The organism is Streptomyces sp. R21, assembly GCF_041051975.1.
Classification (GTDB): Bacteria; Actinomycetota; Actinomycetes; order Streptomycetales; family Streptomycetaceae; genus Streptomyces.
In genome coordinates, this window is sequence record NZ_CP163435.1 from 8568837 (window position 1) to 8592173 (window position 23337).

Sequence of the window (23337 nt, forward strand, 5' to 3'; positions counted from 1 at the left end):
TCCTCATACGAGGACGGGGGCCGCGTCAGCAGGATTCAGCTGAGGGCATGGCCGTGTGCGGGTCCGGCTGCGCGGGTGCGGGGGTCTCGCGATGCGATGACGAGGAGGGCGCATACGGGGCACGGGGTGCGTCCCGCTGGGGCGGCAGCAGGGGACCGCAGTCCCACTGCTGGAAGATCAACCGCGTCTCGACCCGGGCCACTTCGCGCTGCGAGGTGAACTCGTCGAGGACCAGCCGCTGGAGATCCGCCATGTCCGCGACGGCAACATGGACGAGGTAGTCGTCGGGCCCGGTGATGTGGAAGACGGTCCGCGACTCCGGCAGCGCCCTGATCCGCTCCACGAACGGCCCGACCAGCTCCCGCCGATGCGGCCTGACCTGCACGGACAGCAGGGCCTCCAGACCGCGCCCGAGCTTCGCCGGGTCCAGCCGCAGCTGATGGCCGAGAATCACCCCGGCGCGGCGCAGCCGGGTCACCCGGTCCAGGCAGGTCGAGGCGGCGACGCCGACCTGGGCGGCGAGATCGCGGTACGTCGTCCGTGCGTCGTTCTGCAACAGCCGTAGAAGATGGAGATCCACCGGATCAAGTACGACGGATTCGGCCATGGCTCGAACGTAACACGGGATGTTGTGCTCGGATCCCGGCCGGTGTTCAGGCTTCTGCGCATGAACTCCGGCAGCTATGACGCATACGGCGCATATCGCGCACAGGGTGATGTGAAGAGAACCGGCCAGAACGGTCGGCGCCTGCCCGCGACCCGGGCGCTCGCCACCGAGGCGGTGCACGCCGGGCGGGAGGACCTCGCGGGGCAGGGCCTGCACGCGGCGCCCATCGACCTGTCGACGACCTACCCGTCGTACGACAGCCGCGGCGAGGCCGCGCGCATCGACGCTTTCGCCGCCGAGGGCGCCGAGCCCGAGGGCCCGCCCGTCTACGGCCGCCTCGGCAACCCGACCGTGGCCCGCTTCGAGACGGCTCTCGCACGGCTGGAGGGCACCGAGAGCGCCGTCGCGTTCGCGAGCGGCATGGCCGCGCTGAGCGCCGTGCTGCTGGTGCGGAACGCGATGGGCCTGCGCCATGTCGTCGCCGTACGCCCCCTGTACGGGTGCAGTGACCACCTCCTCACCGCCGGGCTGCTGGGCTCCGAGGTGACCTGGGTCGACCCGGCCGGCATCGCGGACGCCCTGCGCCCCGACACCGGCCTGGTGATGGTCGAGTCCCCGGCCAACCCGACGCTCGCCGAACTCGACCTGCGGGCCGTCGCGCACGCATGCGGCTCCGTACCGCTGCTCGCCGACAACACGTTCGCCACGCCCGTGCTGCAACGCCCCGCCGAGCAGGGCGCCCGGCTGGTCCTGCACAGCGCCACCAAGTACCTGGGCGGACACGGCGACGTGATGGCCGGAGTGGTCGCCTGCGACGAGGAGTTCGCCCGGCAGCTGCGCCAAGTCCGGTTCGCCACCGGGGGAGTTCTGCACCCGCTGGCCGGATACCTGCTGCTGCGCGGCCTGGCGACGCTGCCGGTGCGGGTGCGCGCCGCCTCCGCGAACGCGGCGGAACTGGCCCGCCGGCTGGCCGCAGACCCGCGCGTCGCCCGCGTCCACTATCCGCGCATAGGCGGCGGCATGCTCGCCTTCGAGGTCGTCGGCGACCCCCACGAGGTCATCGCCGGGGTCCGCCTGATCACCCCGGCCGTCAGCCTCGGCAGCGTCGACAGCCTGATCCAGCATCCGGCGTCCATCAGCCACCGCATCGTCGACGCCCGCGACCGCCGCGACGCGGGAGTCAGCGACCAGTTGCTGCGCCTGTCGGTGGGCCTGGAGGACGTGGAGGACCTCTGGGCGGACTTGGACGGGGCGTTGGGCGGGGTGGGTTCGGTTCTGGAGGCCGAGGCCAAGGGGCTCAGCCCGTCCGTCGTTTGAGGACGAGGCCGTTGAGGCCGATACGGGGGTCTGCGGCCGGAGCCCCCGGTACGGGCCCCGGCATCAATGCCGGGGCCCGACTCAACCATCCGTTCCTGACGCCGAGTTACTCCCGTTCGCCGCAGGGCGCGTCGTGCGACAGCTGCGAGGCGGCAACCGCCGCCGCGTCCAGCCGGGCGGTGATCACCAGCGTGCCCTCCTCGATCTGGTAGTCGAGGGGGAGGCCCAGGCCGCGCATCGCGGCGACCATGCCGGTGTTGGACGCCTGCGTGACGGCGTACACGCTCTCGCAGCCCGCCTCGACGGCCATCGTCACGAGGCGGCCGAGGAGTTCGGCACCGATGCCGCGCCGCTGCCACTCGTCCTCGACGAGCAGCGCGATCTCGGTCTCGTCGCCGTCCCACAGAAGGTGGCCGAGCCCGACGACGCGCCCCGACGCCGTCTGGACGGCGAGGGTGCGTCCGAAGCGCGGGCTCAGCAGGTGGTTGAGGTAGCGGTCCGCGTCGCCGACCGGGCCGTGATAGCGCATGCTCAGCGTGCGCGGCGAGCAGCGCTGTTGCATCGCCTTCGCAGCCTCCACGTCCGACACGTCGGCCCGCCGTACGGTGATCGCGTTGCCCTCGGGCAGGGTCAGCACGTCCTGGCTGTGCGGGATGCGCGGGCCGAGCCGCGCGTCCAGCTCGACCAGGGCCCGCGCCCGCGCGAACTCCGTGGGCGTGAAGGGCAGATACGGCCGCTCCACCGTGATCACCCCGCCTTCCGGCGCCCGCAGCCGCATCACCGTGTCCTCGAGCGCACCCTCGACAGGTGCGCTCTCCTGCGCCCGGCCGGAGGTGGGCGAGGTGGCGGGCAGTGAGCGGATGGTGCACCGGCCCAGCAACTGCCGTAGGGCGAGCGGAAGTTCGGCGGCGTCCAGCGCGGTGCGGGTGGCCAGGCCCAGGACCCGCGTCGGGGCGTCCACCAGGTCGTGCGCGTCGGCACGCTCGATCCAGGTGCCCCTGCCGCCCGCGCGCGAGACCGCGTGGGTGAGGTCGGATGCGGCGAGGGCGGCGGGAACGCGGAGCAGGAACTCGTCCACGGTGCCCTCCGCCAGCGGGTGCGTCTGCAGGCTGAGGATGTCGACCCGTCGCTGCGCCAGCGCCGTGCACAGCGCGGCCAGCGACCCCGGCTCGTCCTTCACCGTGGTGCGCATGCGCCACAGCACGGTCGCCCCGGCCTCCGGCGCCTCCGTGGATTCCCCGGTGGACCCGGCCTCCCGCGCGGCGGCGTCGGTCGGCCGGGTACCGGTATCGGTCTCCGGCGGTGCGTGACCGTGGCGTCGTGCCCACCATGTGTGGAACCCGGCGGTGGCGACCAGGACGGCGGCCGAGATCCCGAGCAGAGCGGTTCCGTCGGGACCATGGCCGATCACGTTGGCGACGGCGTCCGCGACCGCGACCGCCGTGAACAGGGCGGCGAGCTCGATCACGTCCCGCCGCCAGTGGTGGACGGGGCGACCGTGCTTCGCACGCGTCACATCAGAGATGTCTGGAGTCATGCAGCCACTGTGGAGGAATGGTGTTGCGTGATCACGAACGGTTTGTGACTGATCGGTAAAGTGTCGTTCCGTCCGTTTTGTTCATTCCTGTACGAGACCGCACCGACAGCCCCGCACGATGACTACTGCCCCACCCGCCCCGGCTGGAGCACCTGCGTGAACAGCACCGTGCCGTCCTGCTCGCGCAGCCGGACCGTCAGTTCGCCGCTGTCGCCGTCGATGTCGACCTCCCCGAAGAACTGGTAGCCGCCCGCGGGCGAGACGTTGGACGCGGTCGGCGCCTTCACGAACACCCGCTCGGGTCCGAACGTGCCGTCCAGCGCGCTCGCCGGGAAGGCACCGGCGTTGAGCGGGCCGGAGACGAACTCCCAGAAGGGCTCGAAGTCGGTGAAGGCGGCGCGCGACGGCTGGTAGTGCTGGGCCGAGGTGTGGTGCACATCGGCGGTCAGCCACACGGTGCCGGTGATCCGCCGGTGCTTGATGAACCGCAGCAGCTCGGCGAGCTGGAGCTCGCGGCCGAGCGGAGCACCCGGATCGCCCTGCGCCACCGCCTCGATGTTCGGCCGGCCCTCGGTGGTGTCCGGCACGACCAGCCCGAGCGGCATGTCGGCGGCGATCACCTTCCACACGGCCCGTGACCGCGACAGTTCGCGCTTGAGCCACTCCAGCTGCTCGGCACCGAGGATGCCCTGCGGGTCCGTGGTCTGCGTGTCGGGGGAGTTCGCGTTGCGGTACGTCCGCATGTCGAGCACGAAGACGTCCAGCAGCGGGCCGTGGCGCATGACCCGGTACACGCGGCCGTCCTTGTCGCCGGGCCGCAGCGTGGAGACCGGGAAGTACTCGCTGAACGCGCGGCGCGCCCGGCCGGCCAGTACGTCGACGCTCTTCTCCGTGTAGCGGGTGTCGGTGGCCGCGATGACCTCGCCCGGGTACCAGTTGTTGCGCACCTCGTGGTCGTCCCACTGGATGATGGACGGCACCTGCGCGTTGAACCGCTTCAGGTTCTCGTCCAGCAGGTTGTAGCGGAAGTTGCCGCGGAACTCGGCCAGGCTCTCGGCGACCTTGGACTTCTCCTCGGTCGTGATGTTCCGCCAGGTGCTGCCGTCGGGGAGTGCCGCGGTCGCCGCGATCGGCCCGTCCGCGTAGATGTTGTCGCCGCTGCACAGGAAGAAGTCGGGGTCGAGCCCGGCCATGGCGTCGTAGATCCGGTAGCCGCCGATGTCCGGGTTGATGCCCCAGCCCTGCCCTGCCAGGTCGCCCGACCACAGGAAGCGCACGCCGCCGCGCCGCCCGAGCGGTGTCGTACGGAAGGTGCCCGTCACCGGCTCGCCGGTGCGGCGCGGGTCATCGGGGTCGGCGAGCAGCACACGGTAGTGGACCTGCTCGCCGGCCGGCAGTCCGCGCAGCCGCGTGGTCCCGGTGAAGTCGGTGTCGGCGCCCACCAACGGGCCGTGCCATCTGGTGGGGTTGCGGAACGACTCGGTCGCGGACGTCTCGACGATCATCCGGGCCGGCCGGTCCGACCGGACCCACACCAGACCGGAGTGGGCGGTCACATCACCCGCCTGGACACCCCACCCCGCCTTCGGCCGCCCGGACAGGGCGAACGCCGGAGCCGCCCCGAGCGCGGCCGGCAGGGTCAGCGCCGCGGACGCGGCGAGGGAGCCGCGCAGCACGCTGCGGCGACCGGGGAGGGAGCTGGACGGACGGTGTGACATGAATGCGCCTCCAGGGACGGATTCGGCCAATGTGCACTGCCACAACTACTGGTGCGCCGCAGCGCCCACGGAAACCACAAGTGAACAACTGGCCGCGGAGACAAGGGGACCAGCGTGTGGTTCCCGGCGTGTCACGTGTGCTGTGGGGTCGGCGATCGGGCAGCCGTCGGCCTGCGATCGGTCGGCGGGCGGCTCAGGCCCGCACGACGTCCGCCATCAGCCGGATGCCTTCGCGGATCCGCGCGGGGGACTGGTGGGCGTAGCCCAGCACCAGCCGTATGCCCCCGCCGGCAGCCGTGTCGGTGGTCCCGGCGGAGCCGTCGCCGTACCCGTAGTCCGCCAGCGGTCGCACCGCCACCCCTGCCGCCGCGGCGCGCTTCAGGAAGCGGTCCGGCGGCCCGTACCGGTCGGGCAGCGCGGCGATGGCGTGCAGGCCCGCCGCGATCCCGGAGACCTCGGTGCCGGGAAAGTGCTCCTCCAGTGCGGAGACGAGGGCGTCGCGCCGCTCCCGGTAGGCGCGCTGGCAGCGGCGCAGTTGGCGGTCGTAGTCGCCCCGTTCCACGAAGTGGGCCATCAGGGCCTGATCGATCGCGGGATGGCCGAGATCCATCGTCCGTTTGCGCTCGACGACCGCCTCCGAGAGTGACGCCGGTACGAGCAGCCAGCCGAGCCGCAGTCCCGGCGCCAGGGACTTGCTGACAGACCCCGTGTAGGCGACGTGTTCGGGGTCGAGCCCTTGGAGCGCGCCCACGGGGGCGCGGTCGTAGCGGAAGTCCCCGTCGTAGTCGTCCTCGACGACCAGACCGTCCACCGAGCGCGCCCAGTCGAGGAGTTCGGCGCGACGCCGCGCGGAGTAGGCGATGCCCAGGGGGAACTGGTGGGCGGGCGTCGTCACCACCGCCCGTACCCCCGACTCCATCAGCGGTCCGGTGGCCAGCCCTTCCTCGTCCACCGGCAGCCCTACGGCTTCGAGGCCGGCCGAGGCGTACAGCGCACCGTGCTGCGGGCTCCCCGGGTCCTCGACGCCGACCCGGTGCACCCCGCGCGCGTGCAGCACGAATCCCAGCAGTGTCGTCGCCTGCGCGACACCGGACACCACCACGATGCGCTCGGGGTCGGCGACCACGCCCCTGCGCCGCGCGAGCAGTTCGGCCAGGGCCGTACGGAGTCGGGGCAGACCGCGTGGATCCGGGTAACCCAGGGCGTGGTGCGGGATTTCGGCGAGCACCGCGCGCTGGGCGGCGGCCCACGCGGCACGCGGGAACAGCGAGAGGTCCGGGGTGCCGGGCACGAAGTCCGCCCGGGTGCCGGCGGGGCGCGGAGCGAGGTCGCGCGCGTGAGGGCGGGCCGCCCGGGCTGCCGCGCCGACCCAGGTGCCGGCGCCCCGTCCGCTGCGCAGGTACCCCTCCGCGGTCAACTGCTCGTACGCCTCCGTGACCAACCCCCGTGACACCCCGAGATCGGCCGCGAGTTCACGGCTGGACGGCAGCCGGGTGCCCGGCGCGAGCCGGCCGGAGCGCACCGCCTCGCGCAGCGCCTCCTGCAACGTACGGCCACGCGCGCGTGGCGGGGCCGCGGCGGCCGGGAGCAGCAACTCCCAGGCAGCGGCCCACGGTTCGGCGCCGGAGGGGGCGCCGCCGACAGCCGTATCGAATCCGTCCGGCGCCGGACCCGTCGGCCCGTCCGGATTGGTCCCCGAAGACATCATGGAAGTGGACCTTAATCCGGACCGCGATGCTTCATAGCGTCGCCGTCATGAACGCCACCACCACCCGCGGGGCGCTGCTCGCCGCCCTCGCCTGCGTCCTCGTCGGAGGCTCCTTCACCGCCAACAGCGTGCTGGGCCACTACCCGTACGCGGGCGGCCAGTTCCTGCGCTACGCCCTCGCCTGCCTCCTGCTCGTCCCCCTGGTCGGCCGCGGAGGGGCAGCGCCCCTGCGACGGCTCGTCCCGCGTCAGTGGGTGCGGCTCGTGCTGCTCGCGGCCGTCGGGATGGTCGGCTTCAACCTGGCCGTGCTAGCCGCGGAACGCAGCGCGGAACCGGCGGTACCTGGCGTCTTCGTGGGCTGCGCCCCGGTGGTCGTGGCGGTCCTCGTGCCCCTGCTGGAGGGCCGCCGTCCCCAACGTGCGCCCTTGTACGGGGCGTTGCTCGTCGCGGTGGGCGCCTTCACCGTCCAAGGGTGGGGCCGCGCCGACGGCCGGGGGATCGCCTTCTCCGTGTGCGCGCTGGCCGGGGAGGTCGGCTTCGCGGTCCTGGCCGTGCCCGTCCTGCGGCCGCTCGGCCCACGGCTGCTGTCGGCCACCGTGTGCGGGATCGCCGCGGTCGAGTCGGCGGCGGCCGGGCTGCTCACCGACGGCGGAGCCTGGCTGCGGATGCCGGGCGCCACCGAGGCCGCCGCACTGCTGTGGCAGGCGGCGGTCGTCACGGTGGTCGGCTTCGTCTGCTGGTACATGGGCATGCAGCGCATCGGCGCCGAGCGCGCCACGCTCTTCTCCGGCCTCATCCCCGTCGCCGCCGCCTGCACCGCGCCCCTGGTCGGCACGGGTTCCTACGGCGCCGCGCAGGCCGTGGGCAGTGGGCTCGTCGGTGCGGGGGTCGCCCTCGGCTCCGGTGCGCTCGCCCGGCGTCGCTCAGCGGCTGCCGTCGAGGATCACTCGGGCGACGAGCGCCGGATCGTCGTTCATCGGGACGTGCCCGCAGCCGGGCAGCCGCACCAGCCGGGCCCGGGGAATGATGTGCTTCGCACGGATCCCCTGGCGGCGCAGCAGCAGCCGGTCGTGGCTGCCCCAGGCCACGGTGACCGGAACCCCGGGGATGTCGTCCGTGAACCGGACCGCCGTGCCTGCCCGCAGGGTCTCGGTGAATCCCTCGGCGCGGGCCAGCGCCAGTGTCTCGGCGACGACGGCGTCGGGTGAACGGCGGCCCGGGCGGGCGTAGATGCTGCTCGTGAGCACCGCGCGCCCGGCCGCGGTCCGCGACAGCCGTTCGACCAACGGGAGCGGCATGCTCCGCGCGGCCCGCCGCATGGCGAGCAGCACCCCGAAGGCGTACCGGCGTTCGGCCTGGGACCAGAACCCGGCGGGCGACAGCGCGGTGACGGACCGTACGAGCTTCTCCCGGCCGAGCTCAAGGGCGAGCAGCCCGCCGAGGGAGTTGCCCGCCACATGCGGCCGCTCGATCCCGAGCTTCTCGCAGAGCGCGCCCAGAGCGGCGTTCATCGTCGCCAGGTCGTGCGTGAGCCCGTCCGGCAGCGCCGGGGACTCGCCGAACCCGGGGAGGTCCACGGCTATCACGTCGCGCTCCGCCGCCAGGATGTGGACGACCGGGTCCCAGGCCTGCCGGTGATGCCCGATGCCGTGCAGCAGGAGCAGCGGCTCGCCGGTGCCCTCGCGCGCGTAGGACAGGGTCACGGTCCGCGGGCCGTGCGGCGAGGTGAGGCTGAGGGAGACCGTGTCGGGCATGGGGCTGCTCCTCGTCGGGGGAAGCGCTGACTGGCGGGCTGTCGCACGGACTTGTGGACAACAGCCTCGTAGACAGCTTGTCAGCAACTGCTACCGACGGGTAGCCCCATAGCGCGACGAACCCCGAGCGCGTACGGCGACCTCCTCGGGCTCACGTCCTCAACGAGCCCTCCGCACTTCCAGGTTGAAGTCGCCGTGCCCGATCTGCTGGAACAGGCTCAGCCACAGCGGCAGCACCATCTCCAGACTGCGCGCCGCCTGGATGCCGCCCAGGTCGAGCACTCGGTGCGGGGGCCAGCCGAACTCGCCGAGGAGCGCGGTCACCTGGCTCTTGGCGTCCTGGTCGTCGCCGCAGACGAAGATCTGGTGCTCGCCCGGCACCCGCGCCGGGTCCACCATCACCTGGTTGTTGACCGTGTTGAGCGTCTTCACCACGAGCGCGCGGGGGAAGGCCCGCTGAATCTGCTCGCCCATGCTGTCCGACTCGACGGGCGACAGGCGCAGTTGGCCGTCCTCGAATGCCATCGGGTTGGAGACGTCGACGACGATCTTGCCGTCGAGGTGTTCCGCGCCCGCGGCCTCCAGCGCGGGGAGTGCCACCCGCCCGCCCACCGCGTTGACGATCACCTCGCCGAAGGCGGCCGCCTCGGCGAACGTGCCATGGCTCGCCCCGGGTCCCGCGTCCGCGGCCCACGCCAGGGCCGCGGCGTTGTCCTTCGTGCGCGAACCCAGCGACACCTCGTGCCCCAGTTCGACCAGCTTGCCGCCGAGGGTGCGCCCCACCTCGCCGGTGCCCAGCACCGCGTACCGCATCGTTGACCTCCACAGCCCAAGCTTTCGCAGCCGCCGACCACCGGCGACCGTGGATCATTCTGCTCCGGGAAGGACCGATTCCGCCTGGACACGGCGGGATGTGTCGGATGGGATGGGACGGTGACGACCGAAACCGCGACCGATGTCTTCGAAGAGCACCGTCCCGTCCTGATGGGCGTCGCCTACCGCATGCTCGGCAGGGTGGCCGACGCGGAGGACGTGGTTCAGGAAGCATGGCTGCGCTGGTCCGGCGCCGACCGCAGCGATGTGCGCGAACCGCGCGGCTACCTGGTGCGCATCACCACCCGGCTCGCCATCGACCGGCTGCGCCATGTCCAGTCCCGCAACGAGGCCTATGTGGGCCCCTGGCTGCCCGAGCCGTACGTCACCGATTACGTGGACACCGTCCCGGACACCGCCGAGCGGGCCGTCCTCGCCGACTCCGTCTCGCTCGCCGTCCTCGTCGTACTGGAGTCCCTGTCACCGCTGGAGCGCGCGGTCTTCGTCCTCAGGGAGGCCTTCGGGTACCCGTTCGCGGAGATCGCCGCCACGCTCGACCGCAGCGAGTCGGCCGTACGGCAGCTCGCCGGGCGGGCCCGCAAGCACGTCGACGAACGGCGGCCCCGCTACGAGGTCGACCCGGCCGAGCGCCGCGATCTGACCGAGCGGTTCCTCGCGGCGGCGGTCGAGGGTGACCTGGAGGGGCTGATGTCCCTGCTCGCCCCGGACGTCCGCCTGGTGGGCGACAGCGGAGGCCTCTCCAAGGCGCCGCTGCGGATCATCGAGTCCGCCGACAAGGTCGGGCGCTTCGTCTACGGCGCTGCCAAGAAGGGCGGCATCACGGACCCGTCGTTCCGTCTCCTGGAGGTCAACGGCGGCATCGCGCTCCTCGCCCTCTCCGGCGACAAGCCCGACAGCATCTTCCAACTGGACGTCGTGGACGGGCAGATCCAGTGCATCTACATCATCCGCAACCCGGAGAAGCTCACGTCCCTCATCGCCGACTGACGCCCCACGCGCCGACCGGAGCCCCCGTTTTCGTGAACGGGGGCTTCGTCGTCATGTCCGGAAGATCGCGTACCGCGAACGTCGTATGAACGCTCCGCCGCAGCGCGCCCGTGCATTCCACAAGGGATCGAGGATTGGTCTTGACCAAGGGTGGGGGCGGCCCTATGGTCGCAGGGATAGTGCAGGAACCTTTAATAAACAAGGGCGCTAAAACGCCGCCGGGCCACGGCGATTGCGGAGGACAGGGTGGGGACCCAGCAGCTGGAATCGGTGCCGGAGCCTAAGTACTGGCACCTGAGGACCGTGCTCAGTGAGGCATTGGACTCCGAGTTCTCCGTGGGCGAGATCCTGCCCAACGAGCGCGAGCTCGCGGCCCGGTTCGGAGTCGCCAGGGCCACGCTCCGCCAGGCCCTGGAACAGCTCGAACTGGAAGGACGCCTCCAGCGCAGGCGCGGAGTGGGCACCACGGTCGCCCCGCCGCGCATGGGCGTCGATGTCGGCTCCGAGCAGCACATGTGGCCGGGCGGGGCGGGCGACGCCTGGCAGCCCGCGGACTGCACCGCGGCGGCGCCGCCCACCGCGGTGGGCGAGGTCCTGGAGACCGCCCACGGTGAGCAGGTGCACGTGGTGAAGCGCTCCCGGGTCACCCACGGCCAGCCGGTCGCCGCAGAGCTGCTCTACATCCCGGCGTCCTCGGTGCCCGACCTCACCGCGATCGACGCACCCTCGGGCGTGGCCCGCGCGCGTGCCGTGCTGCGCGAGCTGGGGCGCCTGGGGCTGGAAGGCCAGGACCGGTCCGTGGAACTCGGCTCGGCCCGCGCCGACGATGCCAAGGAACTGGACCGCCTCCCCGGAGCGCCCGTCCTCGTCGTCACCACCCGCTTCTTCGCCGAGGGACGCACGGCCGCGGTCTCCGTGGCCACCTACCGTGCCGACACCTGCCGGCTGACGTTCGGCGACTCGGGCGGCGTGGAGATCCACCACCACCCGGAGCGCCGCGCTTCCTGAGCCCGCACGCCCGGCCGGACTCGGTCCGCTGCCGGTCGCGGTCCGGCTGCCGTTCGCACCACCCGCTCGACGCCTCGCGCCCCGGAGACCTCCGGGGCGCGACCGCGTACCGGGGGCCTTAGCGGCGCGCGGTCACGGTGCCCTCCACCGCGAACAGCTGCTCCTCCACGTGATCGAGGGCCAGCCGCAAGGCCCCGGTGGCCACGGCCGCCTCGCCCAGCATGGAGAGGGACACCTTCGGGGGACGGAGGCAGTAGCGCGCCAACTCGCGGCGCAGCGGCTCCAGTACGCCGTCCAGGCCGGCCGCCCAGCCGCCGATCACGACCAGCTCCGGGTCGAGGGCCAGGACCAGGGCCGCCACGTCGTGCACCAGCCGCTGGATGAAGCGCTCCACCGCCGCGCGGGCCCGCTGGTCGCCGTCGCGGGCGAGCGCGAACACCTCGGCGACCGCCTGCTCGTCCAGCGGGTGCAGCGGCTCGTCGGTGGTGGACAGCAGCGTCTCCGGCGTCACGTCGCGGCCCAGCAGATGGAGGGCGCCGATCTCGCCGGCCGCGCCTCCGTAGCCGCGGTGCAGCCGCCCGCCGATCAGCGCCCCGGCCCCGGGGCTCAGGCCCGCCAGGACGAACACGACATCGTCGGACTCGGTGGCCGAGCCCTTCCAGTGCTCGGCGACCGCCGCCGCGTTGGCGTCGTTCTCCACCAGCACCGGGCACTTGAAGGAGCGGCTGAGCCGTTCGCCCAGGTTGAGGCCCGTCCACTCCGGCAGCGCGGTGCCCAGACGTACGGTGCCGTCCGCCTCGACGATGCCGGGGCTGCCCACGCCGACCGCGCGCAGGGAACTGCGGGCCACACCCGCCCGGCGCAGCAACTCGGCGACCGCCGTGCGCAGCCGCTCCAGCCGCTCGTCCGCGGGCGCGGTCTCGTCGACGTCCTTGGACACGGCGCCCAGCACCTTGCCGTCCAGGTCGGCGAGGAGCGCGGCGACGCGGTGCGGGCCGATCTCCAGACCCAGCAGATGGCCCGCCTCGGCCCGGAACCGGAACCTTCGCGCCGGGCGGCCCTGGCGTCGGGCCGCGCCCTCCTCGGCCGCCTTCTCGACGACCAGCCCGTTCTCGATCAACCCCTCGACGACGCCCTCGACGGTGGGCCGGGACAGCCCGGTCACCCGGGTGATCTCGGTGAGTGTCGCGCAGTCCGTGGCACGCAGCGCGTGCAGCACCACCGCGGAATTGATCCTTCGCAGCAGAGAGGGGTCCCCGCCGGTCAACCGCCCCAACGTCCGTCCTCCCAGCTCGTGCGCGTGTTGGCCGGATCGTACTCGGCGCGGCGGGCTCCGGCGAGTGCCGGGACCCCCCTTTGCTACCGACGGGTCGGAATCAGCCCGGCGCGACGAACCCGGACTCGTACGCCGCGATCACCGCCTGCGTGCGATCCCGCGCCCCCAGCTTCGCCAGCACGCCGCTGACATGCGACTTCACGGTCTCGGTGCCGACGACCAGCTGAGCGGCGATCTCCGCGTTCGACAGCCCGCGCGCCATCAGCCGCAGCACATCCGCCTCACGCTCGGTCAGCGCGGCCCGCTCCATGGCGGCCCGTGCCGCCCGATTCCCGCCACTCTCGCCGTACTCGGCGGCCAGCTGCCGCACCGAAGCGGGGAACAGCAGCGACTCTCCCTCGGCCACCAGCCGCACTGCGTGCACGATCTCGGCCGGCCGCGCCCGCTTCAGCAGGAACCCGTCGGCACCCGCGCGCAGCGCCTCGTAGACGTATTCGTCGTTCTCGAACGTCGTCACCACGAGGATCTTCGGCGGATCGTCCACCGTGCGCAGCACCGCGCGGGTGGCCTCGATACCGTCCATCAGCGGCATCCGGACGTCCATGGCGACGACGTCCGGCCGCAGCTGCCGCACCAGCGGGATCACCGCGGCCCCGTCCGCCGCCTCCCCGACGACCTCGATGTCGGGCTGCGCCTGCAGAACAGCGCGCAGACCCGCCCGTACGAGGGGTTCGTCGTCGACGAGAAGAACGGTGACCGGCATCCGGCCAGCGTAGATCAGCGCAACGGCAGCTCGACGTGCACCTGCCAGTCGCCCGCGTCGGGGCCCGTGTGCGCCCGGCCGCCGAGCAGCGCCGCACGCTCCCGGATGCCTCGCAGGCCGCTGCCCCGGCCGGGACCGGGTATCTGCGCCGTCAGCGGATTGCGGACCTCCAGACCGAGCGTGCCCTCGCCAACCGCGACGCGGACCTGAACCGGGACGCTCCCCGCGTGCCGGAGCACATTGGTCAGCGACTCCTGGAGGATGCGATAGCCCTCGCGGGAGACGGGTCCGGGCACGGTCTCCAGGGCGCCCGTCACTTCGGCGTCCACCTTCGCTCCGGAGCCGCGCGCCGACTCCAGGAGCCGGTCCGCCTCGGCGAGCGTCGGACGGCTGCTCACCGGACGCGCCTGCTCGCGCAGCACGGCGAGCACCCGCTCCAGATCCTCCAGGGCAGCCCGGCCGGTCTCCTCGATGGCTCCCAGGGCGCGATCGGTGAACTCCGGATCGCCGGCCGCCCGCGCCGCCCCCGCCTGCACCACCGCCACAGTCAGCGCATGGCCGATGGAGTCGTGCAGCTCCCGGGCGATGCGGTTGCGCTCCAAGAGCTGCTCGGTGCGCTCCTCCAGCGCGGTGAGCCGCTCGGCCGCCGACGGACCCAGCAACCGGCGCGCGATCGCCGTTGCCAACTCGCCGAGCCCGACGATCCCGCCGTACAGCGCGAGCAGGGGCAGCGGTACCAACAGCGCGTACGCCCAGTGCGGCTGCGACACCGTCATGACCGGGCTGTCGACCGGAGTGAAGCCCGACGCGGCCCTGACCAGATCGACGGTGACGACCGGGAGCCAGACGCAGACGACCAGGGCCAACGCGCTCAGCACCGCGCGTACTTCGAGCCACGCGACCGTCCGGAACCGGTCCCGCCAGGTGGCCGACGGCGAGACGGCGATCGCCGCGTCCGGGTCGCCCCGCTCGCCCGGAGTCAGCAGCAACTGCGCCTGCACACCCTCACCCATCCGCACCGCGGGAATCAGCCCCAGCGGAACCAGCACCAACGCGGGCACCCACCAGTGCTCCATGTCGATGAAGAGCCACACGCTCTCGAACAGCATCGGCACCCACAGGTGCAGCAAGCGTGTGTATGTCGTCCCCCGGAACAGCGGGCGCAGAAAGCGTGCCATTGCGTCATCGTGACAGCCCGCACCGACAACTGGCTTCCCCCGAGCGAGGGAGACGATCTCCACCGGCGGGGGAGGCGCGCGGCCGGCGCCGGAAGCCAAGCTGAGGCCATGACCAGCATCGACGTCCAAGACCTCACCAAGGAGTACGGCAGCAAGCGGGCCGTGGACCAGCTCACCTTCCAGGTGCTCCCCGGCCGCGTCACCGGGTTCCTCGGTCCCAACGGCGCCGGAAAGTCCACCACCATGCGGCTCGTGCTCGGCCTGGACCGGCCGACGTCCGGCACCGCCACCATCGGCGGCCGCCCCTACGTCACCCTGCCCGAACCGCTGCGTCACGTGGGAGCCCTGCTCGACGCCCAGGCCGCACACGGCTCGCGGACGGCCCGGGACCATCTGCGGGTGCTCGCCGCGAGCAATCGTGTCCCCGAGCGCCGCGTGGACGAGCTGCTGGAGGAGACGGGGCTCGCCTCGGTCGCGAGGCGGCGGGTGAAGACGTACTCCCTCGGAATGCGCCAGCGCCTCGGCATCGCGGCCGCCCTCCTCGGCGATCCGCCCGTGGTGATGCTGGACGAGCCGTCCAACGGCCTGGATCCCGAAGGGATCATCTGGATCCGCGAGGTGCTGCGCCGGCTCGCCCGCCAGGGCCGCACGGTGCTGGTCTCCAGCCATCTGATGAACGAGACCGCCTCCTTCGCCGACCATCTCGTGGTCCTAGGCCGGGGGCGCCTGCTGGCCGACACACCGATGCGGGAGTTCATCCACGCACGCGTGCAGCCACGAGTGCGGGTGCGCAGCACCGACGGCGTGGTCCTCGGCGCACTGCTCGCACAGCACGGCCACGAGGCCGTCGAGGACGGCGACGGACGCTGGATCGTGCACCACGCGCGCGTGGAGGACATCGGCCACCTCGTGTCCGGCGCCGCGCTGCCCGTCCTCGAACTGGCCGCGGAGGAAGGCACCTTGGAGCAGGCCTATCTCGACCTGACCGCCTCCGAGGCCGAGTTCACCGCCACCCCGTCCCCGGCACAGCCTCAGGAGGCCTGACCATGCCGTTCGCCCCCGTACTCCAGGCCGAGTGGATCAAGATCCGTACGCTGCGGTCACTGGTCGCAGGACTGTGCGCCGTCCTCGTCGTCACCGCCGCCTTCTCCGCACTCGCCGGACTCGACACCGGCGGCGACGAGTTCGACCCGCTGTTCTCGGCGTTCTTCGGCGTCAGCTTCGGGCAGGTCGCGGCGATCGCCTTCGGCGCGACGGCCGTCTCCGGCGAGTTCCAGGGCGGTGCGCTGCGCCTCTCGCTGGCCGCGGTTCCCCACCGCCGCCAGTGGTTCACGGCCAAGGCGGTGGCGATCGGCGGCCCGGCCCTGATCGTCGGCCTGCTGACCGGAGGAGTGAGCCTCGCCGTCGGCAAGGCGGTGCTCGGAGCCAAGGCCGACGGGCTGACCTGGGGCGAAGAGGTGCGTGCGGTCGTCGGCTGCGGTGTCTACCTCGCGCTGATGGCCCTGTTCGCGGCCGGACTCACCGCCCTGCTGCGCAGTGGCGTGGCCACGCTGAGCATCCTCGTGCCCTTCCTCCTGATCGTCTCCTTCGTGATCGGGGGAGTGTCGGGCAACGCCGCCGACTTCCTGCCCGACCGGGCGGGGCAGGTGGTGCTCCACCACACGTCCGAGAGCGGCCTCGGCCCGTGGTCCGGACTGGCGGTGACCGCGGCCTGGGCGCTGGCGGCCCTCCTCGCGGGCGGCTGGAGCGTACGGCGCAGGGACGCCTGACCTCGCGAAGCCCTGATCCCACCAGGCCCTGACCCCATGACGCCCTGACGCCCCGCCAAATGTCAGTGGCGGCCGGTTTACTGGAACACATGACCATCGCGCAGCACCTGGCCACGATCGACCGGCTGTGCTCCCGGGACTTCCCCGCGGAGCCCGGCCGATCGGACGTCGGCACCGGGGGACCCGGCTACCACGTCGCCGAGTTAGCGACGAGCGACGACTTCTGGGAGGACGACGGCACACGGTGGCAGGCGACGGAGGAACAGTTCGAGGCCGACCGGGACGGACTCTCCGAGCGCCTGACCGAGCGCTGGGGACACCCACAACGATTCAGCCTGGCCGGCGTCCTCGGCCGGGCGACGGAGGGCGAGGACATACCCGAGCCCTGGGCCGACCTGAGCTCCCACGTGCCGGACATGCACCTCTGGCAAGAGGACGAGCATGGCCGCTGGGTGGCCCTGGGAGTCTCCCAGTGGGACAAGGAACTGCCGTTCCAACTCCTCGCCGTGGTCACGGAGATCGACCCGCCGTGAGCGGCTAGTCTTCGGCCGCAGCCGCCCGCAACCGCCCGAACTCCTCCGCCATCGTCGCCGCCGTCCAATGCGCGTTGAGCCCACTGGGGTTCGGCAGCACCCAGACCCGGGTATCGCCGATCCTCCGTTCCTGCGGGCCGATTTGGGCCTTGCGGTCACCGAAGGCCGCCCGGTACGCGGTCACGCCCACGACGGCCAGCCGGCGCGGTCGCAGCCGCTCCACCTTGGCGCTCAGCAGCCGCCCGCCCTCCAGGTACTCCTCGGACGTCAGCTCGTCGGCACGCGCGGTGGCCCGCGCCACCACGTTCGTGATGCCCAGCCCGTACGACAGCAACTCGCCTTGCTCCGACGGCTTCAGCAGCCGCGGCGTGAACCCGGACAGGTGCAGCACCGGCCAGAACCGGTTGCCGGGACGGGCGAAGTGGTGGCCGGTGGCCGCCGTCATCAGCCCCGGATTGATGCCGCAGAACAGAACGCCGAGGCCGTCCGCGGCGACATCCGGCACGAGCCGGTCGCGGGCGGCCTCCAGGTCCGCGGGGGTGAACCGGGTCAGAGGATCGCCCCCGGCGTGTAGCCCGCGGCCTCCGGGTGCTGCTTGGCGATCTCCTCGATGCGGCCGACGACGACGGCGACCTGGTCCGCGGCGGCACCGGTGAAGGACAGCTTGTCGGCCATCAGCTCGTCGAGCTGGGCGCGGTTCAGCGGGATGCGCTCGTCCGCGGCGAGCTTGTCGAGCAGCTCGTTGCGCTCGGCGCCCTGCTCGCGCATGGCGAGGGCCGAGGCGACGGCGTTCTCCTTGATGGCCTCGTGCGCGACCTCGCGGCCGACGCCCGCGCGCACCGCGCCCATCAGCACCTTGGTCGTCGCGAGGAACGGCAGGTAGCGGTCCAGCTCGCGAGCGACCACGGCCGGGAAGGCGCCGAACTCGTCGAGCACCGTCAGGAAGGTCTCCAGCAGACCGTCCAGGGCGAAGAACGCGTCGGGGAGCGCCACCCGGCGCACCACCGAACAGGACACGTCACCCTCGTTCCACTGGTCGCCCGCCAGTTCGCCGGTCATCGACGCGTAGCCGCGCAGGATGACCATCAGGCCGTTGACGCGCTCGCAGGAGCGGGTGTTCATCTTGTGCGGCATCGCGGAGGAGCCGACCTGGCCGGGCTTGAAGCCCTCGGTCACCAGCTCGTGCCCGGCCATCAGCCGGATCGTCTTGGCCAGCGAGGACGGCGCGGCGGCCAGCTGCACCAGCGCGGTCACGACCTCGTAGTCCAGCGAGCGCGGATAGACCTGGCCGACCGAGGTGAACGCCTGCGAGAAGCCCAGGTGCCCGGCGATCCGGTCCTCCAGCTCCGCCAGCTTGGCGGCGTCCCCGCCGAGCAGGTCGAGCATGTCCTGCGCGGTGCCGACCGGGCCCTTGATGCCGCGCAGCGGGTAGCGGCCGAGCAGCTCCTCGACGCGGCCGTACGCGACGAGCAGCTCGTCGGCGGCGGTCGCGAAACGCTTGCCGAGGGTGGTGGCCTGCGCCGCCACGTTGTGCGAACGGCCGGCCATGACCAGCTCGGCGTACTCGCCCGCGAGCTTGCCGAGGCGCGCCAGCACGGCCACCGTGCGGTCGCGCATCAGCTCCAGGGAGAGCCGGACCTGCAGCTGCTCGACGTTCTCGGTGAGGTCCCGGGACGTCATGCCCTTGTGGACCTGCTCGTGCCCGGCGAGGTCGTTGAACTCCTCGATCCGTGCCTTCACGTCGTGGCGCGTGACCTTCTCGCGCTCGGCGATCGAGGCCAGGTCGACCTGGTCGAGCACCCGCTCGTAGTCGGCGAGGGCGGCGTCCGGCACCTCGATCCCCAGGTCCTTCTGGGCACGCAGCACGGCGAGCCACAGCTGACGCTCCAGCTTCACCTTCTGCTCGGGGGACCAGAGCACGGCGAGCTCGGTGGAGGCATAGCGTCCGGCGAGGACGTTCGGGATGCGGGGCTTTGCAGGCGCGGGAGTCACGTGTACGGATTCTACTGGCGATTCGTGCAGGCCAGCGCCGCGGGGTTCTTCGTCGGAACCTACGAGCCCGGCGCCGGGGCGTCGTGAGGCCCGCCTCAGGAGGCGTCGGCCAGCTCGGCCAGGATGTCGCCGTGGCACAGCTCGGGGGCGCACCAGCAGGCCAGCGTCTTGCCGCGCAGGGCAGGTACCCGGGCGAGCAGCTCGGGGCGTTCTTGCAGGTACGCCCGGTACTTCTCCATGACCTCGGCGCGGGTGCCGTCGCGCTTCTTGGTCGCGGTGTCGGGGGCGAAGGGGTTGTAGAGCGGGTGCTGCGGGAGGTCCCAGTGGCCCATGGTCCAGCGGCGGCCGATGTAGACGAGGTCGGTGGGGGCGTGCTCCAACCGGGGACCGTACTCGCGGATGTGGCCCTTGAGGTTGATCACGGTGGTGGTCACGGGGACTCCCTATCGCATCAGGCCGACGGACCCTCGTACGGCAGCAGATCCGGGCGCTTGGCCGGGCGTCCGTCGCCCGAGGAGCGTCCTGTCAGGCGCCGTCCGATCCACGGCAGCAGATGCTGCCTGGCGAAACGGACGTCCGCGGTCCGGCGTGCGGCCCAGCCCGGTGGCAGGGTGGCGGGCGGCGGCGTACGCCACTCCGTATCCTCCGCCTCGTACCCGAGGGTCTGCCACACGGCCTCGGCGACGCGGCGGTGCCCCTCGCCCGTGAGGTGCAGCCGGTCCACGTCCCACAGGCGCGGGTCGGCCAGCGAGGGCGCCCCGTACAGGTCGACGACGAGCGCGCCGTGCCGCTGCGCGAGGCCGTCCACGTGCTCGAAGAGCTCCTCCATGCGCGGCCGGAAGCGCTCAAGCACCGGTCCGGTGCGGCCGGGGCTGCGCATCAGGACGAGCTGCTTGCAGGCGGGGGCGAGCTGCTCGACGGCCTCCTCCAGGAGCCCGCGGACGCGGCCCATGTCGCACTTGGGGCGCAGGGTGTCGTTGAGGCCGCCGACGAGCGTGATCACGTCGGCCTCCATGGCGGCCGCGACGGGCACCTGTTCCTCGACGATCTGCCCGATCAGCTTGCCCCGCACCGCGAGGTTGGCGTACCGGAAGCCGGGTGTACGGGCGGCCATCCGTGCCGCGAGGAGATCGGCCCAGCCCCGGTAGGAGCCGTCGGGCAGCTGGTCCGACATGCCCTCGGTGAAGGAGTCGCCGACCGCGACCAGGCTGGTGTGTGTGGCATTCGTCTGCATGGCGAAAGCGATGGTAACCCGACGGCATACCCGTCGGTCGGTCGGCCTGCGATCTCCCGATTGCCCGCGGACCCGGGTGGCTGCCCGAACCGCTCGGGCAGCCACCCGCGGCGTCAGACCGGCTGCCCGAACAGCTCCCGCAGCACGTCCTCCATGGTGACCAGGCCCGCGAGGCGCCCGTCGCTGCCGAGCACGGCCGCCAGGTGCGTACGGCTGCGGCGCATCGCGGTGAGCACGTCGTCCAGCGGTGTGCTCTCCCGTACGCGCGCGATGGGCCGCATGTCCCGGACCTGGAACGGCAGGTCGCGCGGCATGGCGTCCAGCGCGTCCTTGACGTGCAGATAGCCCACGATCCGGCGCCCCTCGTCGACCACCGGGAACCGCGAGAAGCCGGACTCGGCCGACAGCCGCTCCAGCTGCTCCGCGGTGACGCCCACGCTCGCGTAGACGATGCGTTCCAGCGGGAGGACGACGTCGCGCACGGGCCGGCGGCCGAGCTCCAGCGCGTCGTGCAGCCGCTCCTGGGCGCGGTCGTCGATGAGCCCCGCGGCACTGGAGGCCTTGACCAGCCGGGCCAGTTCGTCGTCCGAGAAGGTCGCGGTGACCTCGTCCTTCACGTCGACCCGGAGCAGCTTGAGCAGCGCGTTGGCGAAGGCGTTGATCGTGAAGATCACCGGCCGCAGCGCGCGGGCCAGCGTGACCAGCGGCGGGCCGAGCAGCAGCGCGGTGCGCACCGGCTCGGCGAGCGCGATGTTCTTCGGGATCATCTCGCCGAGGAGCATGTGCAGATACGTCGCCAGGGCGAGCGCGATGACGAACGAGACCGCGTGGCCCGCGCTCTGCGGTACGCCGACCGCGTGGAAGACGGGCTCCAGCAGGTGCGCGATCGCGGGCTCGGCCACCACACCGAGGACCAGCGTGCACAGGGTGATGCCCAGTTGGGCGGCGGCCAGCAGCGCGGAGACGTGCTCCAGGCCCCACAGGACGCTGCGCGCCCGGCGGTCGCCCTCCTCGGCATGCGGCTCGATCTGGCTGCGGCGCACCGAGATCAGCGCGAACTCGGCGCCCACGAAGAAGGCGTTCACGACGAGCGTCGCAAAACCGATCAGTAGTTGCACGGTGGTCATCGCGCCTCCTCCTCGTCCTCGGCGAGCGGTGCGTGCAGCAGCACGCGGGCGGCGCGTCGGCCCGACGCGTCCACCACGTCGAGCCGCCAGCCGACGACCTCGACGGTGTCCCCGACGGCGGGGATCCGGCCGAGCTCGGCGGCGACGAGGCCGGCCAGCGTCTCGTAGGGCCCGTCGGGCGCCCGCAGTCCGACGCGGGCGAGCTGGTCGGTGCGGGCGGCGCCGTCGGCCGAGTACAGCGCGCGGCCTTCGTCGTCGGCGCCGGCCGGGTCCAGGTCGGAGGTCTCGTGCGGGTCGTGCTCATCGCGTACCTCGCCGACGACCTCCTCGACGATGTCCTCCAGGGTGGCGACGCCCGCGGTGCCGCCGTACTCGTCGATGACGACGGCCATGGTCCGTTTGCCGGACAGCCGGTCCAGGAGCCGGTCGACGGTCAGCGACTCCGGGACGAGGAGGGGTTCGCGCATCAGCTGGGCGACGGGGTGGCGGGCCCGGCGCTCGGCGGGTACGGCCAGCACGTCCTTGATGTGGGCGACGCCGACGACCGAGTCGAGGTTGCCGCGGTAGACGGGGAAGCGCGACAGGCCGGTCGCCCGGGTCGCGTTCGCCACGTCCTCGCAGGTGGCCTGGACGTCCAGGGCCATGACCTGGACGCGCGGGGTCATCACGTTCTCCGCGGTCAGGTCGGCGAGGTTGAGGGTGCGCACGAACAGCTCCGCGGTGTCCGCCTCCAGGGCGCCCAGCTTCGCGGAGTGCCGGGCGAGGGCCACCAGTTCCTGCGGTCCGCGCGCGGAGGCCAGCTCCTCGGCGGGTTCGAGGCCGAAACGTCGTACGGCGTGGTTCGCGGTGTTGTTGAGGTGGGCGATGAACGGGCGGAACGCCGAGCTGAACCAGCGCTGCGGCGTCGCCACGCGCTTGGCCACGGCGAGCGGCGAGGAGATCGCCCAGTTCTTGGGCACCAGCTCGCCGACGACCATGAGGAAGACCGTCGACAGGGCCGTACCGAGAATCAGCGCCACCGAGGTCGACGCGGAGGAGGGGACGCCGATCGCCTCCAGCGGGCCCGCGATGAGCTTGGCGATGGACGGCTCGGCGAGCATGCCGACCACCAGGTTGGTGACGGTGATGCCGAGCTGCGCGCCGGAGAGCTGGAACGTCAGATTCCGTACGGCCTTGAGGGCGCCCGAGGCGCCGCGTTCACCGCGCTCGACGGCCCGCTCCAGGTCACCGCGCTCGACCGTGGTCAGAGAGAACTCGGCCGCGACGAACGCGCCGCAGGCCAGGGAGAGCAGGATCGCCAATCCGAGCAGGAGCACTTCGGTCATCGGGAGGTCACCTCCGTCCCATGATCGGCCAGGGACGGGGGGACCGCGCGATGTCGGGTACTGGGAGGCTCGCCCATGGGCGGACGCTCACACCTTTCGATCAGAGGGACGACTGATCCCCCATAGTAAAGGATCGGCAAAGTCGCCTAGGCGGTGAGAGCACTCTCCCGGAAGCGAACCCAGCGAACCCTCGGACTCAGTCTCCGAGCTCCCCGAGCGGCTTCACCCACCGCCGCCACTTCTCCTCGGGCTCGTACCCCGCCGCCCGCCACGCAAGGTGCGCACTCTCGTTGCGCACCAGCACCATGGCGTCGCCGCGCCGCCCGCCGAGCCGTACGAACCGCTCCTCGGCGGCGGTGAGCAGCGCCGAACCGATGCCCTGGCGCCGCCTTCCGGGATGCACCGCGAGCCGGTACAGATGGCAGCGCCAGCCGTCGAAGCCCGCGATCACCGTGCCCACCAGCTCGCCGTCCTTCTCGGCCAGGATCAGCGACTCGGGATCGCGCGCGACCAGCCGCTCCACTCCGGCACGGTCGTCGCTGATGCTTGTGCCCTCGGCGGCCTCCTTCCAGAAGGCCAGCACGGCGTCGAGGTCATCGGGTGTCGCGGCCCGTATCCGCAGTTCACTCATGCGCCGATCCCATCACGCGGGGCCGCTCGCGCCGATCAA

Annotated in this window: 22 protein-coding genes and 1 pseudogene; 7 read left to right on the plus strand and 16 right to left on the minus strand. The window is 72.3% G+C overall.

Annotated features, from left to right (window positions below):
* Nucleotides 1-25: 25 nt before the first annotated feature.
* Nucleotides 26-607, minus strand: a complete 582-nt coding sequence (locus tag AB5J56_RS38250; protein ID WP_369239899.1) for an Lrp/AsnC family transcriptional regulator — start codon at nt 605-607, stop codon at nt 26-28.
* A gap of 60 nt (nt 608-667) precedes the next feature.
* On the opposite strand from AB5J56_RS38250, the gene AB5J56_RS38255 reads away from it, so the two are divergent.
* On the plus strand, nt 668-1924 hold the full coding sequence (locus tag AB5J56_RS38255) for a PLP-dependent aspartate aminotransferase family protein (RefSeq protein ID WP_369239901.1): 1257 nt from the start codon (nt 668-670) through the stop codon (nt 1922-1924).
* A gap of 106 nt (nt 1925-2030) precedes the next feature.
* Here AB5J56_RS38255 and AB5J56_RS38260 read toward each other — a convergent pair whose 3' ends face one another.
* From AB5J56_RS38260 to AB5J56_RS38270, 3 genes are all read right to left on the minus strand, one after another.
* Nucleotides 2031-3461 carry a GNAT family N-acetyltransferase gene (locus AB5J56_RS38260; RefSeq protein WP_369239903.1) on the minus strand — a complete coding sequence of 477 codons (1431 nt, stop codon included), beginning with the start codon at nt 3459-3461 and terminating at the stop codon, nt 2031-2033.
* 122 nt (nt 3462-3583) lie between these two features.
* Nucleotides 3584-5179: an alkaline phosphatase gene (locus AB5J56_RS38265; protein ID WP_369239905.1), complete on the minus strand. Its 1596-nt coding sequence runs from the start codon at nt 5177-5179 to the stop codon at nt 3584-3586.
* 193 nt (nt 5180-5372) lie between these two features.
* Nucleotides 5373-6884, minus strand: coding sequence for a PLP-dependent aminotransferase family protein (locus AB5J56_RS38270; protein WP_369243040.1), 1512 nt, complete (start codon nt 6882-6884; stop codon nt 5373-5375).
* Nucleotides 6885-6934: 50 nt separating this feature from the next.
* Here AB5J56_RS38270 and AB5J56_RS38275 point away from each other — a divergent pair.
* A pseudogene (locus tag AB5J56_RS38275) lies at nt 6935-7771 on the plus strand (DMT family transporter); the annotation flags it as partial.
* 39 nt (nt 7772-7810) lie between these two features.
* On the opposite strand, the gene AB5J56_RS38280 reads toward AB5J56_RS38275, so the two are convergent.
* Nucleotides 7811-8641, minus strand: coding sequence for an alpha/beta fold hydrolase (locus AB5J56_RS38280; protein ID WP_369239907.1), 831 nt, complete (start codon nt 8639-8641; stop codon nt 7811-7813).
* Nucleotides 8642-8800: 159 nt separating this feature from the next.
* Entirely contained in the window at nt 8801-9454 is a 654-nt protein-coding gene (locus AB5J56_RS38285; protein WP_369239909.1) for an NADPH-dependent F420 reductase, read from the minus strand.
* A gap of 120 nt (nt 9455-9574) precedes the next feature.
* On the opposite strand from AB5J56_RS38285, the gene sigJ reads away from it, so the two are divergent.
* Together sigJ and AB5J56_RS38295 are read left to right on the plus strand one after the other, a co-directional pair.
* The gene (gene sigJ, locus AB5J56_RS38290) at nt 9575-10462 is read left to right on the plus strand and encodes an RNA polymerase sigma factor SigJ (RefSeq protein WP_369239911.1); all 888 of its coding nucleotides are present in this window, start codon (nt 9575-9577) and stop codon (nt 10460-10462) included.
* A 246-nt stretch (nt 10463-10708) separates the two neighbouring features.
* Nucleotides 10709-11470 (plus strand): GntR family transcriptional regulator, encoded by a 762-nt coding sequence (locus AB5J56_RS38295; protein WP_369239913.1) that lies wholly within the window; start codon nt 10709-10711, stop codon nt 11468-11470.
* A 118-nt stretch (nt 11471-11588) separates the two neighbouring features.
* Here AB5J56_RS38295 and AB5J56_RS38300 read toward each other — a convergent pair whose 3' ends face one another.
* From AB5J56_RS38300 to AB5J56_RS38310, 3 genes are all read right to left on the minus strand, one after another.
* Nucleotides 11589-12746, minus strand: a complete 1158-nt coding sequence (locus AB5J56_RS38300; protein WP_369239915.1) for an ROK family transcriptional regulator — start codon at nt 12744-12746, stop codon at nt 11589-11591.
* Between the two features lie 100 nt (nt 12747-12846).
* Nucleotides 12847-13509 (minus strand): response regulator, encoded by a 663-nt coding sequence (locus AB5J56_RS38305; RefSeq protein ID WP_369239917.1) that lies wholly within the window; start codon nt 13507-13509, stop codon nt 12847-12849.
* Between the two features lie 14 nt (nt 13510-13523).
* Complete coding sequence (locus AB5J56_RS38310) at nt 13524-14687, minus strand: sensor histidine kinase (RefSeq protein ID WP_369239919.1); 1164 nt, start codon at nt 14685-14687, stop codon at nt 13524-13526.
* 108 nt (nt 14688-14795) lie between these two features.
* Between AB5J56_RS38310 and AB5J56_RS38315 the strand changes: the two genes are divergently transcribed.
* From AB5J56_RS38315 to AB5J56_RS38325, 3 genes are all read left to right on the plus strand, one after another.
* Complete coding sequence (locus AB5J56_RS38315; RefSeq protein WP_369239921.1) at nt 14796-15731, plus strand: ABC transporter ATP-binding protein; 936 nt, start codon at nt 14796-14798, stop codon at nt 15729-15731.
* A 2-nt stretch (nt 15732-15733) separates the two neighbouring features.
* Nucleotides 15734-16456: an ABC transporter permease subunit gene (locus tag AB5J56_RS38320; RefSeq protein WP_369239923.1), complete on the plus strand. Its 723-nt coding sequence runs from the start codon at nt 15734-15736 to the stop codon at nt 16454-16456.
* A gap of 89 nt (nt 16457-16545) precedes the next feature.
* Nucleotides 16546-16989 carry a hypothetical protein gene (locus tag AB5J56_RS38325; protein ID WP_369239925.1) on the plus strand — a complete coding sequence of 148 codons (444 nt, stop codon included), beginning with the start codon at nt 16546-16548 and terminating at the stop codon, nt 16987-16989.
* Nucleotides 16990-16993: 4 nt separating this feature from the next.
* On the opposite strand, the gene mug is transcribed toward AB5J56_RS38325, so the two are convergent.
* From mug to AB5J56_RS38360, 7 genes are all read right to left on the minus strand, one after another.
* Nucleotides 16994-17494, minus strand: a complete 501-nt coding sequence (gene mug, locus AB5J56_RS38330; RefSeq protein WP_369239927.1) for a G/U mismatch-specific DNA glycosylase — start codon at nt 17492-17494, stop codon at nt 16994-16996.
* Between the two features lie 44 nt (nt 17495-17538).
* The gene (purB, locus tag AB5J56_RS38335) at nt 17539-18981 is read right to left on the minus strand and encodes an adenylosuccinate lyase (RefSeq protein WP_369239929.1); all 1443 of its coding nucleotides are present in this window, start codon (nt 18979-18981) and stop codon (nt 17539-17541) included.
* A gap of 95 nt (nt 18982-19076) precedes the next feature.
* Nucleotides 19077-19415, minus strand: a complete 339-nt coding sequence (locus AB5J56_RS38340; protein ID WP_369239931.1) for a DUF4326 domain-containing protein — start codon at nt 19413-19415, stop codon at nt 19077-19079.
* A gap of 17 nt (nt 19416-19432) precedes the next feature.
* Nucleotides 19433-20215 (minus strand): SGNH/GDSL hydrolase family protein, encoded by a 783-nt coding sequence (locus AB5J56_RS38345; protein ID WP_369239933.1) that lies wholly within the window; start codon nt 20213-20215, stop codon nt 19433-19435.
* Between the two features lie 113 nt (nt 20216-20328).
* Complete coding sequence (locus AB5J56_RS38350; protein WP_369239935.1) at nt 20329-21342, minus strand: hemolysin family protein; 1014 nt, start codon at nt 21340-21342, stop codon at nt 20329-20331.
* On the minus strand, nt 21339-22667 hold the full coding sequence (locus tag AB5J56_RS38355) for a hemolysin family protein (protein ID WP_369239937.1): 1329 nt from the start codon (nt 22665-22667) through the stop codon (nt 21339-21341). The genes AB5J56_RS38350 and AB5J56_RS38355 overlap by 4 nt, the downstream gene beginning before the upstream one ends.
* 196 nt (nt 22668-22863) lie before the next feature.
* Nucleotides 22864-23298, minus strand: a complete 435-nt coding sequence (locus AB5J56_RS38360) for a GNAT family N-acetyltransferase (protein ID WP_369239939.1) — start codon at nt 23296-23298, stop codon at nt 22864-22866.
* Nucleotides 23299-23337: the final 39 nt, after the last annotated feature.

Coding starts and splice junctions, on each gene's coding strand:
- AB5J56_RS38320 (WP_369239923.1), top strand. CDS start 15,734: ATGCCGTTCGCCCCCGTACTCCAGGCCGAGTGGATCAAGATCCGTACG.
- AB5J56_RS38355 (WP_369239937.1), bottom strand. CDS start 22,667: ATGACCGAAGTGCTCCTGCTCGGATTGGCGATCCTGCTCTCCCTGGCC.
- AB5J56_RS38350 (WP_369239935.1), bottom strand. CDS start 21,342: ATGACCACCGTGCAACTACTGATCGGTTTTGCGACGCTCGTCGTGAAC.
- AB5J56_RS38285 (WP_369239909.1), bottom strand. CDS start 9,454: ATGCGGTACGCGGTGCTGGGCACCGGCGAGGTGGGGCGCACCCTCGGC.
- AB5J56_RS38270 (WP_369243040.1), bottom strand. CDS start 6,884: ATGTCTTCGGGGACCAATCCGGACGGGCCGACGGGTCCGGCGCCGGAC.
- AB5J56_RS38310 (WP_369239919.1), bottom strand. CDS start 14,687: ATGGCACGCTTTCTGCGCCCGCTGTTCCGGGGGACGACATACACACGC.
- AB5J56_RS38325 (WP_369239925.1), top strand. CDS start 16,546: ATGACCATCGCGCAGCACCTGGCCACGATCGACCGGCTGTGCTCCCGG.
- AB5J56_RS38260 (WP_369239903.1), bottom strand. CDS start 3,461: ATGACTCCAGACATCTCTGATGTGACGCGTGCGAAGCACGGTCGCCCC.
- AB5J56_RS38265 (WP_369239905.1), bottom strand. CDS start 5,179: ATGTCACACCGTCCGTCCAGCTCCCTCCCCGGTCGCCGCAGCGTGCTG.
- AB5J56_RS38250 (WP_369239899.1), bottom strand. CDS start 607: ATGGCCGAATCCGTCGTACTTGATCCGGTGGATCTCCATCTTCTACGG.
- AB5J56_RS38360 (WP_369239939.1), bottom strand. CDS start 23,298: ATGAGTGAACTGCGGATACGGGCCGCGACACCCGATGACCTCGACGCC.
- AB5J56_RS38345 (WP_369239933.1), bottom strand. CDS start 20,215: ATGCAGACGAATGCCACACACACCAGCCTGGTCGCGGTCGGCGACTCC.
- AB5J56_RS38315 (WP_369239921.1), top strand. CDS start 14,796: ATGACCAGCATCGACGTCCAAGACCTCACCAAGGAGTACGGCAGCAAG.
- AB5J56_RS38305 (WP_369239917.1), bottom strand. CDS start 13,509: ATGCCGGTCACCGTTCTTCTCGTCGACGACGAACCCCTCGTACGGGCG.
- AB5J56_RS38255 (WP_369239901.1), top strand. CDS start 668: ATGAACTCCGGCAGCTATGACGCATACGGCGCATATCGCGCACAGGGT.
- AB5J56_RS38280 (WP_369239907.1), bottom strand. CDS start 8,641: ATGCCCGACACGGTCTCCCTCAGCCTCACCTCGCCGCACGGCCCGCGG.